The organism is Streptomyces finlayi (assembly GCF_014216315.1).
GTDB classification, from domain to species: domain Bacteria; phylum Actinomycetota; class Actinomycetes; order Streptomycetales; family Streptomycetaceae; genus Streptomyces; species Streptomyces finlayi_A.
Map to the genome: position 1 here is coordinate 1846358 of NZ_CP045702.1, position 12892 is coordinate 1859249.

Consider the following 12892-nt stretch of genomic DNA (forward strand, 5'->3'; position numbering starts at 1 on the left):
TCTGTCTGTCTCCCGTGTCTCCCCGCGCGGCCCAGGAGCGGACGCATCCCCGCCCCCTGTGCCGGACCCCGGATGCCGGACCCTGGTGCCGGACCGGCCCCCTACTATGCCTGCTGACGGCGGGCACCCGTGGGCCGGGTAGGCTGATCCAGCCGCCGAAGCCCCGGCGGGGCAGGGGCGATCGGGTGGAGTTGGGCCTTATGAACGGGGGAAAGCCGGAATGATGGCTTCCGCGACGCGGACACGTCCGGCCGGGAACACACAGGGATCCGGGGCTCCCGGATCCGGCGGCCCACGGGCCTCACGCCGCGCTTCACGCACGCCCTCAGCGGGCGCCTCGGGCGCCGGCGGAGCGGCCTCACCGCGACTGAACGGACGGGCCGGACAGTTCGGTTCGTTCCGATTGCAACAACTCGTACTGATCGAGATCGCGGCCGCGCTGCTGGTCGTCGCCTGGGTCGTCGGACCTCTGCTGCTGGCTCCGGCCGGTGTGGCCGCCGCGATCCTGGTGCTGCTCGCCGTCGTCCGCAGACACCGCCGTTCGCTGCCGGAGTGGCTCAGCACCGTCTTCGCCCTGCGCGCCCGGAGCCGCCGCGCCGCCTCCCTCGTCCTGCCCGCGGGTACGGAACCGGGACTCGCCCCGGCCGTCGAGTGCGAGCCCGCACTGCGCACGTACTCATTCAGCGACCGTGACCGCCGCCCGGTCGGCATGATCGGTGACGGTACGTTCCTGACGGCCGTCATCCAGGTCGAGTCGGACTCCACGGCGCTGCGGCCTGACCGCTCGGCACAGCCGCTTCCCCTGACTCTGGTACGCGATGTGCTCGACGTCGACGGAATCCGTCTGGAATCCGCACAGATCGTTCAGCACACCCAGCCGGCGCCCGCGCCGCACCTGCCGTCGCAGTCGGTCGCCGCACGCAACTACGCGCCGCTGCAGGCCCAGACGGGTTCGCCCGCCCTGCGGATCACCTGGATCGCTCTCAAGCTGGACCCGGAACTGTGCCCGGAAGCCGTACAGGCGCGCGGCGGTGGCATCGTCGGGGCGCAGAAGTGCGCGGTACGGGCCGCCGACCAGCTGGCGAGCCGGCTGACCGGGGCCGGGTTCCGCGCGACGGTGCTGACCGAGCAGGAACTGACCTCGGCGATCGCGACGTCGGCTTGCGTCAGCCCGCTGGCGATGGCGCAGGCCAGCCGGTCGGAGACGCCGGGCCGCCGCACCGAGGAGACGTCGCGTACCTGGCGCTGCGACGACCGGCGCCACACGACGTACTGGGTCGGCCGCTGGCCGCAGTTCGGCGGTGGCGGCGCTTCGATGCCGCAACTGGTCGCGCTCCTCACGTCGGTTCCCGCCCTCGCGACGACCTTCAGCCTGACGCTGGGCCACGGCGACCGCTCGGAGGTCTCGGTCACCGGACACATCCGGATCACCGGGCGCAGCGACGAGGAACTGGTCGCCTCGCGCCATGAGTTGGAGCGCACCGCGCGCGGTGTGAAGACCTCGCTCGTGCGACTGGACCGCGAGCAGCTGCCCGGCGTGCTCGCCACACTGCCGCTCGGAGGTACCCGCTGATGTCCACACCGCCGAGCACCCGGGCCCGGCTGGGCTTCGGCCTGATCGGGCCCCGCCGCAGCCGGCACGCGGTCCCCTTCGACGAGCTGGCATCGCTGAACCTGCCGGTCGGCGACGACGGCACGGTGATCGGTGTGGACGCCGAGGGGCGCCCCGCCGTGCTGGGTGTCAACCGGCCCACCCCGTACGAGGTCACGCTGATCGGCGGGCTGTGGACGGCGCAGGTACTGGCGCTGCGCGCCGCGGCCACGGGCGCCCGCATCGCCGTGGAGACCGGCCGGGCGGCCGCTTGGACGGCGCTGGCCCAGGCGGCGGGCGGCGGGCAGCCGTGCATCTCGCTGCACGACGTGGGACGGGTGCCGCCACAGGGCGCATCGGCCGGTTCGCCGGTCGTCGTGGTGCGGGACTGCGGGATGCGCCCGCCGCGCGGACGGGTGGTGGCGGGCCCCTGGCAGTCCGTGGTGACACTGCTGCCGTATCTGAGCCCGGTGGCGCCGCGCCTGATGGCGAAGTCGGCACTCGTCGGTATCCAGCGGGTCTCCCCCGACGAGGCGGCGCAGATCGGGCGCATCCTGCATCTGTCGCCCTCCGAGTCGCAGGCGTTGTCCACCCTGGCCGACGGTGTCACGCTGTGGTGCGCGAACCGCGACCGGCAGTTCGTGATGACGCAGGCGACCGACGCCGAGACCGGATTGTTGGGCAGCGCGCGCCGGATGGACTGAGCCGTCCCGCACCGCTCGATGCGTACGGAAGTCTCCTCATTCCGTACGCAGATACACGATTTTGACCGCTTCCGTCCTCACGCTCAGCCGCTCGGGGCGTGGTTGGGCTCCGGGGACGGCCGACCGGACGCTTCTTGCGACCCGGTACGGCCTGCCGTAGTGAGCCCGGTGGCGATTAGGGTGGGTGGGGCGCGGCTGATGAAACCTGTGGACAGGTCATGCGCGTCGCAAGGGGGAGAGCCGGGCGGATCGGACAACGGGAACGGTCGCCCCCACCCACCACGGCACAAGGGTGCTCGACCACACCAGGAGGCAAAGTGAACGGCGATCGGGACGAGATCCGCGGGGGATGGAACACGCCCGTCGACGAGTCGTCCGACGCGGATCCCGCCGAGATGACGGGTGAGTTCACCATCGACTACACCCCTCCCGCCTGGTACACGCAGAACGCTGCGGGGGATTCGTCAGGCGGTGCCGGTTCGCATCTGGCACCGCCTCCGCCGCCGAACGGGGCGCCGGTCTCCGTACCGGGGCTGCCTGCGGGGAGCGGCTTCGAGCCCAACTGGGCCGCTTCGCGCTCCGAGGAGGCTTCGGCCGCAGCGCCTGCTTCCGGGCCTGCTTCCGGAGCTGCGCCCGGCACAGGCCCTGCGGACGGTGAACCCTCGGCTGCGCCCGAGTCCGCCGCTCCGTCGGCATCTTCCACGTCGTCGGCGCCCTCGGCGTCTTCCGTGTCCTCGGCCTCATCCGCCGCGCCCGGCGGCTCCGGTGCCGCGGCGGAGCCGTTCGGTGGTGGCGACGTGGAGAGCGGCGCGACCATGCGGTTCTCACCCGCAGCCCTGAAGCGGGAGATCGAGGAACGGGAAGCGGCAGCCGGGGCGGAGGCGGCGATCTCCGGGCCGGGCTCTGGAACGGGCGCGAGCTCCGAAGCGGGCGCGGGCTCCGGAACGGGCTCCGGCTCCGGCTCCGGCCGTGAACCGGACTCTTCGGACGCTCCGGACCAGTCGGCCCCGGACGTCACCCCGGTGACGGACGAGACCGGGAGTGCGCCTGAGGCGTCGGAGGACGGGCCGGCGGACGGGGCCGGTGCTCCGTCGGCCTCCGTGGCGGCCGGTCCCTCGCCTGCCGTGGACATGACCCCCGAGGCGCCGGGGAACCCCGGGCCCGCCAGCGCGGCAGCCACACCCGCCGCACCGGCCGACGAGCACTCGGACGCCTCCGCGGACGCGGCGCCCCCGGAGGCACCGCCGGCCGAAGCTCCCCCTCACTCCTCCCCTGCACCCTGGGCCCCGGCGCCGCCCGTACCGGGCGCCCTGCCGCCGCTGCCGCCCGCCTTCCAGCCGGCCGCCCCGCAGCCCGCCGCGCCCCAGGCGGCGGCGGAGTGGCCCGCGCCGGCACCGACGCACGGAGCTCCCGGCGGTTACGGCTTCCCGCACACGGCACAGGCACCTCAGCCGCCGCAGGCACCGGTTCCGGCGGACCGGCCCAACCTCCCGGTTCCGCAGGGCGGTTACGGATTCCCCCAGGCCTCGCAGCCGCAGGCACCTGCCCCGCAGGCACCGCAGGCACCGCAGGCACCGCAGGCACCGCAGGCACCGCAGGCACCGCAGGCACCGCAGGCACCGCAGGCACCGCAGCAGCACGGTCAGGGCGGCTACGGATTCCCGCAGGCACCGGGCGGTTACGGATTCCCGCAGCCGCCCCATATGCCTCCGGACCCCGCCCCTCAGCAGCCGCACTTCCCCGCGCAGAGCGCACCGCTGCCTCCGCAGGCCCAGCAGCACCAGCAGCAACCGCAGCAACCGCAGCAACCGGTCCAGGGGACACCCAACCTGCCCGCACCCCTCGCTCCCGTCCCGCCGCAACAACAGCAGCCTCCACAGCACCAGCTCTACCAGGCTCCTCCGCAGCACCCCCAGTACCAGCAGCATCCCCAGCAGCAGGCACCACAGGGCGCACCGCAGGGGCCCCCCGTGGACCCCCGCACCGGCAGCGCCTGGCCGACCTCGGTCACCCACGACCAGCGCGAGCGTTCCGTGCCGGGCGCCCCGCTCGGCTACACGGCCGCCGTGGAGCTCTCCTCGGACCGCCTGGTCCGCGGCAAGCAGAAGGCCAAGAGCAGCCGCAACCCCTCCGCCTCCGCCCGGTTCAAGCTGGGCGGCAAGAAGGAGGAGATCGAGCGGCAGCGCAAGCTGGAGCTGATCCGTACACCGGTGCTGTCCTGCTACCGGATCGCGGTCATCAGCCTCAAGGGCGGTGTCGGAAAGACCACGACGACGACGGCCCTCGGTTCCACCCTGGCCACCGAGCGGCAGGACAAGATCCTCGCCATCGACGCCAACCCGGACGCCGGCACGCTCGGCCGCCGGGTGCGCCGCGAGACCGGGGCCACGATCCGTGACCTGGTCCAGGCGATCCCGTACCTCAACTCGTACATGGACATCCGTCGCTTCACCTCGCAGGCGCCCTCCGGTCTGGAGATCATCGCCAACGACGTGGACCCTGCCGTCTCGACGACGTTCAACGACGAGGACTACCGGCGCGCGATCGACGTGCTCGGCAAGCAGTACCCGATCATCCTGACGGACTCGGGCACCGGTCTGCTGTACAGCGCGATGCGCGGGGTGCTGGACCTCGCGGACCAGCTGATCATCATCTCGACGCCGTCGGTCGACGGTGCCTCCAGTGCGTCGACGACGCTGGACTGGCTGTCGGCCCACGGGTACGCGGACCTGGTGCAGCGTTCCCTCACGGTCATCTCCGGAGTCCGTGAGACCGGAAAGATGATCAAGGTCGACGACATCGTGCAGCACTTCGAGACCCGCTGTCGCGGCGTCATCGTGGTGCCCTTCGACGAGCACCTCTCGGCGGGCGCCGAGGTCGACCTCGACATGATGCGGCCGAAGACCCGCGAGGCGTACTTCAACCTCTCGGCGCTGGTCGCCGAGGACTTCGCGCGGGCCCAGCAGCAGCAGGGACTGTGGACCGCGGACGGCCGCAGCCAGCCGCCGCAGTTCGCCCCGCCGATGCCCGGACACCAGACGCCGGGTCAGCAGACGCCGGGTCAGCAGCCGTACGTGCCTCAGCAGCAGCCAGGACAGCCGCTGCCGGGGCAGCCGCAGGCCGGGCAGCCCTACCAGCCGTACCCGCCGCAGCAGCAGCCACACCCGCAACAGCCCTATCAGCAGCAGCCGTACGGTGGACAGCAGCCCCCGCAGCAGCAGCCTCACCAGCAGCCGTACCCGCCGCACCCCGGCCCCGGCGCGCAGCAGAACGGCTGGCAGCAGTCGCTTCCCCCGCAGGCCCAGTCGGGTACGAATCCGGCCGGAGCCCCGCCGGCGCACCCGCAGCACGACGGCCGGTCCGGGGAGTCGGAATTGCAGGGTCCGGTTCCGCCCGCAGGATGGCAGCAGCAGCCTCCGCAGCCCCCACCAGCCCCTCAACAGTAGGGCAGTAGAGGTCTAAACCAATGAGGGCTCGCATCGTTCACACGATGCGAGCCCTTCTTGCATTCCCGCAGCCCACACGCCGTTTGGCACACCGTTGACGCGGCTCGACCACCGCTGATAGACCTTCGCTTCACCAGCTGGCGAACCAGAGATCTGCCCGCCTTCTCCATGCGAGTCATGACGCGAGGTCAACGTCCCATGGTCACAAGAGTTCCACCTCTCTCTTCCCGTCCCCGCCGCAGCATGCGTCTCCTGCTGGCCTCCTGCGCGGCCGCGCTCGCGCTCGCCGCCGGTTCGGTCGTACCCGGAAATCCGCTCGCACCCGCGCCGCAGGAGGCCCAGGCCGACGACAGCGGCAAGACGACCCTGACGGTCGCGGTCGCACAGAGCGTCGACTCCCTGAGCCCGTTCCTCGCGCAGCGCCTGCTCAGCACGAGCATCCACCGGCTCATGTACGACTACCTGACCAACTACGACGCCAAGGACAACCACGCGATCCCCGCGCTCGCCACCCAGTGGGAACCGTCGCCGGACAAACTGACCTGGACGTACACGATCCGTTCCGACTCGAAGTGGTCGGACGGGCAGAAGGTCACCGCCGAGGACGCCGCGTGGACCTTCAACAAGATGATGACCGACGAGGCCGCGGCCACCTCCAACGGCAGCTTCGTCGGCAACTTCAGGAAGGTCACCGCTCCGACGCCGGAGCAGCTCGTCATCGAGCTGAAGAAGCCGCAGGCCACGATGACGGCGCTCGACGTGCCGATCGTCCCGAAGCACGTCTGGGAGAAGGTCGGTGACTTCTCCAAGTTCAACAACGACCAGAAGTTCCCGATCGTGGGGAACGGCCCGTTCATCCTGACGGACTACAAGGTCGACAGCTACGTGAGGCTCAAGGCGAACAAGGACTTCTGGCGCGGCTCGCCCAAGTTCGACGAGATCGTCTTCCGCTACTACAAGGACCAGGACGCCGCCGTCGCCGCCCTGCGCAAGGGCGAGGTCTCCTTCGTCGCGGGCAGCCCCAGCCTGACGCCCGCTCAGTCCGCCTCGTTGAAGACCGCGGAGAACATCAAGGTCAACGACGCGCCCGGCCGGCGCTTCTACGCGCTGGCGACCAACCCGGGCGCACGCACGAAGGACGGCACGAAGTTCGGTGACGGACATCCGGCGCTGCTCGACCAGAAGGTCCGTCAGGCGCTCTTCATGGCCGTCGACCGCGAGACCGTCATCGACAAGGTCTTCCAGGGCCACGCCGTGGAGGGTGCGGGCTACATCCCGCCGCGCTTCTCCGACTACTTCTGGCAGCCGTCCGCCGACCAGAAGCTCAGCTACGACCCGGCGAAGGCCGCCGCGATGCTCGACGAGGCGGGCTACAGGAAGAACGGTGCGGGCAAGCGCGTCGGCAAGGACGGCAAGCCGCTCGACTTCCGCATCCTGTGCCACGCCACGGACCCGAACGACAAGGCGATCGGCAAGTACCTCCAGGAGTGGTGGGGCGACCTCGGCATCGGCCTGAAGGTGGACTGCATCGACAACGTCTCCGACCCCTGGTACGCCGGTGAGTACGACCTCGCCTTCGACGGCTGGTCCGTCAACCCGGACCCGGACTTCGTGATGTCGATCCACACCTGCGCCGCACTGCCCGCCAAGCCGAAGGAGTCCGCGGCGACGGACAACTTCATCTGCGACAAGCAGTACGACGAGCTCTACGCGAAGCAGCTGGCCGAGTACGACCCCGCCAAGCGCGCCGATCTGGTGAAGCAGATGGAGTCACGGCTGTACGACACCGGGTACATGAATGTCATGGCCTATCCGAACGCCGTCGAGGCGTACCGTACCGACCACATCAAGTCGATCACGACGATGCCGTCCGCCGCGGGCAACATCTACGGCCAGGACGGGTACTGGAGCTGGTGGTCGGCGGTTCCGGCCGCCGGGGCGTCGAGCGGTTCCTCCGACGACGGTGGCAGCTCCACCGGAGTCCTCGTCGGGATCGGCGTCGCCGTCGTCGTCCTCGTCGGTGGCGGACTGCTGTTCGCCATGCGTCGTCGTTCCACCGCGGAAGACCGTGAATAGTCCATGAGCACAGACAGCACACCCGCGCTGCTGAAGAGCGCGCCGGGCGTGGACAGTGCGCAGACCGACGGTCCGGCTCCGGCCGGGCCGTCGGCCCGCGGTCCGCGATCCCGCAGCACGACCGCGTACCTCCGCTATGTGGCGGGCAAGCTGGCCGGTGCGGCCGTCTCCCTGTTCGCCGTGCTCGTCACCAGCTTCTTCCTGTTCCGGCTGATCCCCGGCGACCCGGTGAAGCAGATGACCGGCGGCCGCCAGGTGTCCACGGAACAGATCGCCGCGATGCGCCGCGAGTTCGGGCTGGACCTGCCGCTGTGGCAGCAGTTCACCCAGTACTGCGGAAAGGCGCTCACCGGGGACTTCGGTACCTCGTACCAGTTCCGCGCCCCCGTCATGGACAAGATCTCCGAGGCCCTGCCCGCGACGCTGCTGCTCACCGGCACCGCCTTCGTGATCTACACGGTGATCGGCATCTGGCTGGGTGCGAGGTCGGCCTGGCGCAACGGCTCCTTCGGAGACCGCTTCAGTACCGCGTTCGCGCTGACGCTGTACTCGGTGCCGTCCTTCTGGCTCGGGCTGCTGCTGATCATCACGCTGTCGGTGGGCATCGGCCCGATCCCCGGGATCTTCCCGACCGGCGGCATGGAGTCCGGCGACGAGAGCGGCTTCGGATACGTCCTGGACGTGGCCCACCACCTGGTGCTGCCGGTCGTCACCCTCGTCGCCGTCGAGTACGCCCGCACCCTCCTGGTGATGCGCTCCTCGCTGCTCGACGAGATGGGCAGCGACTATCTCACCACCGCGCGTGCGAAGGGGCTGCGCGACGATGTCGTACGCCGCCGCCACGCCGTGCCGAACGCGATGCTGCCGACCGTGACCCTGCTCTTCGTGAACCTGGGCAACACGGTGGCGGGAGCCATCCTCGTGGAGACCGTGTTCTCCTGGCCGGGCCTCGGCGGGCTCTTCTACCAGGCGCTGAGCGTGCCCGACCTGCCCCTGGTGCAGGCACTGTTCTTCGTCTTCGCCGCCGCGGTGATCCTGATGAACACGCTCGCCGACGTGATCTATCCGCTGCTCGATCCCCGGGTGGGCCGATGACGACCTCGACCGATGCCGTGAAGACCAGCAGTCCGCGGGCGCTCGCCCGGGCACGTCGGCGCCGGGCCGTGGTCCGCTTCTGGCGCGCGTACCGCACCCACCGCGCGGGGATCGCCGGGCTCGTCGTGCTCGGGGTGATCGGTCTGCTGGCGATCGTCGCCCCCCTGCTGGTGGGCGCCGACTCGCGGAGCGTCACCGGGGCGACCGGCGGCCCGATGGAGTCGCCCAGCTCAAAGTTCCCTCTCGGCACCGACCAGTTCGGGCGCAGCCTGCTGGCGCTGCTGCTCTGGGGTACGAGGGTCTCGCTGACCGTCGGCCTGCTCGCAGCGTTCCTCTCAGTGGCGATCGGCACGCTGGTCGGCATCACCGCGGGACACTTCAAGGGCTGGTACGGGACCGTGATCATGCGGATCACCGACTGGTTCCTCGTCATGCCGACCCTCGTGCTCGCCATCGCGCTGGCCACGGTGCTCTCCCGGTCGGTCTGGACGACGATCCTGGCGATCGGCGTGACGACCTGGCCGACGACCGCCCGTCTGGTGCGCGCCCAGACCCTGTCCGTCGAGTCACGCCCGTACATCGAGCGGTCCAAGGCCCTCGGCGGCGGGCACGGCCACATCATGTCCCGCCACGTCCTGCCCAATGTGATGCCGCTGGTGCTCTCGCAGACCACGCTGGTGATCTCCACCGCCATTCTCACCGAGGCGACCCTGGCCTTCCTCGGGCTCGGTGATCCCACGATCGTCTCCTGGGGCGGACTGCTCCAGGACGCCCGCGAAGCGGGTGCGGTCAGCTCCGGGAACTGGTGGTACCTCGCTCCGCCCGGACTCGCCATCGCCGTCGTCGCCCTCGCGTTCACGCTGTGCGGCCGCACGATCGAGTCCGTGCTCAACCCCAAGCTGGGGGTGACCCGTTGACCACATCCGAGCCGACGACCGGGCAGCCGTTGCTCGACGTCAGAAATCTCCACGTCACCTATGGATCGGGGGCATCGGCCGTCCCCGCCGTGCGCGGCATCGATCTGCGGGTCGATGCCGGACAGAAGCTCGGCATCGCCGGGGAGTCCGGCTGCGGGAAGTCGACACTCGCGCTCGCGCTGCTGCGGCTGCTCCCCGCGTCCGCGACGCTGACGGGCGAGATCCTGCTCGACGGGGAGGACATCCTCGCCATGAAGTGGGGCCGGCTGCGGGCGGTCCGCTGGGCCGGGGCCTCGATCGTCTTCCAGGGCGCCATGCACTCGCTGAACGCCGTGCACCGCATCGGGGACCAGATCGCCGAACCGATCCTGCTCCACAGGAAGGCGACACCCGCCGCCGCGCGCAGGCGAGCCGGTGAACTGCTGGAACAGGTCGGTCTGCCGACGGCCCGCGCCGACGCGTATCCGCACGAGCTCTCCGGTGGTCAGCGCCAGCGCGTGATGATCGCGATGGCCCTGGCCTGCGATCCGCGGCTCGTCATCGCCGACGAGCCGACCACGGCGCTCGACGTGATGATCCAGGCGCAGATCCTGCGGCTGATCGAACAGCTCGTCGCCGACCAGGACCTCGGCCTCATCATGATCAGCCATGACCTGGCGGTCCTCTCCGACACCTGCGACCGGCTCGCCGTGATGTACGCGGGGCGGGTCGTCGAGGAGGGTCCGGCCAAGCAGGTCTACGACAACGCCGCCCACCCCTACGGAAACGCGCTGTCCGCCGCCTTCCCGAGGATCGGTGACCTGTCGTCGCGGCACGCCCCGCGCGGCCTGCCGGGCGACCCGCCGGACCCCTCGGCGCTGCCGTCCGGCTGTACGTTCCATCCGCGCTGCCCGGTCGCGCTCGGCACCTGCGCGACCGAGGACCAGCACCTGCGCAGCGCCGGAGCCGGGCGCAGCGCGGCCTGTGTGCTCGTCGGGCCCGGCGGCGGGCCGACCGCCGAACCGGCCGCCGAGGAAGCAAGGAGCACGACATGACGGCCACTCCCCTGCTCAGCGCGGAGGCCCTGAAGATCACCTTTCCGGGCCGGCGCGGCGCCGATCCGGCCCGCGCCGTCGACGGGGTGGACCTCGACATCCGGCCCGGTGAGATCGTGGCCCTGGTCGGCGAGTCCGGCTGCGGCAAGACGACCCTGGCCCGCTCTCTGCTGGGCCTGGTCCCGCCGTCGGCCGGCCGGGTCACCTTCGGTGGCGAGCCGCTGGACTACTCCGGCCGCGCCCTGAAGGCGTACCGCAAACGGGTCCAGTTGGTGCTCCAGGACCCCAGCGGCTCGCTCAACCCCCGCCACACCGTCTACGACGCGGTGGCGGAGGCCTGCGCATCCACGGGTATCCGGGTGACGAGCAGGCGGCCGTGGCCGAGGCGCTGTCGCGGGCGGGGCTGCGGCCCGCGGAGCGGTTCTTCCTGCGCTATCCGCACGAGCTGTCCGGCGGTCAGCGCCAGCGGGTCGTGATCGCGGGCGCGCTCGTTCTGGAGCCCGAACTGATCGTGGCCGACGAGCCGGTGGCCTCGCTGGACGCGTCGGTACGCGGCGAGATCCTCGCACTGCTGCTGCGGCTGCGCGAGGAGCTGGGCCTGTCGGCGCTGGTGGTCACGCACGATCTGGGTCTGGCGTGGAACATCGCGGACCGGGTGGCCGTGATGTATCTCGGCCGGATCGTGGAGACGGGCGAGGTGGAGCAGATCCTGACGGCGCCCCGGCACCCGTACACCCAGGCCCTGCTGTCCGTACTGCCGGAGGCGGAGGGCGAGCCGGTGATCCTGACCGGGGAGCCGCCGGACCCGTCGAAGGTGCCCTCCGGATGCCGCTTCCACGCGCGCTGCCAGATCCTGGCCTCGGGCGAGGCGGAGCGGGCGGGGGTGGCCGACGCGTGCCGTACGAAGGACCTGCCGGTGCTCGCGGGCGGCGGGGCGACCCAGGTCGCGTGCCACTGGGCGGCCGCGGCCGCCGTGTAGACCCGGCCGCCTCACTACGGCGTACGGCCCCGGACCGGTCGGTCCGGGGCCGTACGCCATCCGTGTGTGCCGCTCAGGCCTGGTTGTCGTGGGCGGCGATCAGCTCGCTGGAGCGCTTCACATCGGCGGCCATCGCCACGAGCAGCTCGTCGATCGAGTCGAACTTCATCATGCCGCGTACGTAGGCGAGGAAGCCCACGGCCACGTGCAGCCCGTAGAGCTCGAGGCCCACGCGGTCGATCGCGTACGCCTCAACGGTGCGCTCGGTGCCGTCGAACTGCGGGTTCGTGCCGACGGAGATGGCGGCGGGCATCGCCTCGCCGTTCACGTGCAGCCAGCCCGCGTACACGCCGTCGGCGGGGATCGCGGTGTGCGGCAGCGTCTCGACGTTCGCCGTAGGGAATCCCAGCTCACGGCCGCGCTGCGCGCCACGGACGACAATGCCCTCGACGCGGTGCGGGCGGCCGAGGATCTCCGCGGCGCCCCGCACATCGCCCTCGGCGATCAGCCTGCGGGTCAGGGTGGAGGAGAACGGCTCGCCGCCGCCCGCCTCACCGCTCACATAGAGGTCGATGACCTCGACCGTGTAGTCGTACGTTCCGCCGAGCTCGGTGAGCAGCCGCACGTTCCCGGCGGCCCGGTGTCCGAACCGGAAGTTCGGTCCTTCGATGACCGCCTGCGCGTGCAGCTTGTCGACCAGGACCTTCACGATGAAGTCGGCGGGCGACAGCTTCGAGAACTCGGTCGTGAACGGCAGGATCAGCACCGCGTCCACGCCCAGTTCCGCCATCAGCTCGGCACGCCGGTGATGCGGGGCCAGCAGGGGCGGGTGGCTGCCGGGGCGGACGACCTCGCTGGGGTGCGGATCGAAGGTGACGACCACGGCGGGAACGCCGAGGTCACGCGCCCGCTCCACGGCGCGGCCGATGATCAGCTGGTGTCCGCGGTGCACACCGTCGTAGGAGCCGATGGTGACGACGCTGCGCCCCCAGTCCTGGGGGATGTCCTCCAAGCCACGCCAGCGCTGCACTGTGACCGCTCCTCGCCCGA

General features: G+C 71.1%; 8 protein-coding genes and 1 pseudogene. 8 read left to right on the forward strand and 1 reads right to left on the reverse strand.

Annotation, left to right across the window (positions count from 1 at the left end; genetic code table 11):
- The first annotated feature begins 223 nt into the window (after positions 1-223).
- The 8 genes and pseudogenes from eccE to F0344_RS08375 all read left to right on the forward strand — a co-directional run bounded on the left by eccE (position 224) and on the right by F0344_RS08375 (position 11842).
- On the forward strand, positions 224-1573 hold the full coding sequence (gene eccE, locus F0344_RS08340) for a type VII secretion protein EccE (protein ID WP_185302576.1): 1350 nt from the start codon (positions 224-226) through the stop codon (positions 1571-1573).
- The gene (locus F0344_RS08345) at positions 1573-2295 is read left to right on the forward strand and encodes a hypothetical protein (RefSeq protein WP_185298174.1); all 723 of its coding nucleotides are present in this window, start codon (positions 1573-1575) and stop codon (positions 2293-2295) included. The genes eccE and F0344_RS08345 overlap by 1 nt, the downstream gene beginning before the upstream one ends.
- 317 nt (positions 2296-2612) lie before the next feature.
- Positions 2613-5741 (forward strand): SCO5717 family growth-regulating ATPase, encoded by a 3129-nt coding sequence (locus tag F0344_RS08350; protein WP_185298175.1) that lies wholly within the window; start codon positions 2613-2615, stop codon positions 5739-5741.
- 198 nt (positions 5742-5939) lie between these two features.
- Entirely contained in the window at positions 5940-7817 is a 1878-nt protein-coding gene (locus F0344_RS08355) for an ABC transporter substrate-binding protein (protein WP_185298176.1), read from the forward strand.
- Positions 7818-7820: 3 nt separating this feature from the next.
- Positions 7821-8912: an ABC transporter permease gene (locus tag F0344_RS08360; RefSeq protein ID WP_185298177.1), complete on the forward strand. Its 1092-nt coding sequence runs from the start codon at positions 7821-7823 to the stop codon at positions 8910-8912.
- Positions 8909-9829 (forward strand): ABC transporter permease, encoded by a 921-nt coding sequence (locus F0344_RS08365; RefSeq protein WP_185298178.1) that lies wholly within the window; start codon positions 8909-8911, stop codon positions 9827-9829. The genes F0344_RS08360 and F0344_RS08365 overlap by 4 nt, the downstream gene beginning before the upstream one ends.
- On the forward strand, positions 9826-10863 hold the full coding sequence (locus tag F0344_RS08370) for an ABC transporter ATP-binding protein (RefSeq protein ID WP_185298179.1): 1038 nt from the start codon (positions 9826-9828) through the stop codon (positions 10861-10863). Before F0344_RS08365 ends, F0344_RS08370 begins: the two co-directional genes overlap by 4 nt.
- A pseudogene (locus F0344_RS08375) lies at positions 10860-11842 on the forward strand (oligopeptide/dipeptide ABC transporter ATP-binding protein). The gene F0344_RS08370 and the pseudogene F0344_RS08375 overlap by 4 nt, the downstream one beginning before the upstream one ends.
- 73 nt (positions 11843-11915) lie before the next feature.
- On the opposite strand, the gene F0344_RS08380 reads toward F0344_RS08375, so the two are convergent.
- Complete coding sequence (locus tag F0344_RS08380) at positions 11916-12872, reverse strand: bifunctional riboflavin kinase/FAD synthetase (protein ID WP_185298180.1); 957 nt, start codon at positions 12870-12872, stop codon at positions 11916-11918.
- Positions 12873-12892: the final 20 nt, after the last annotated feature.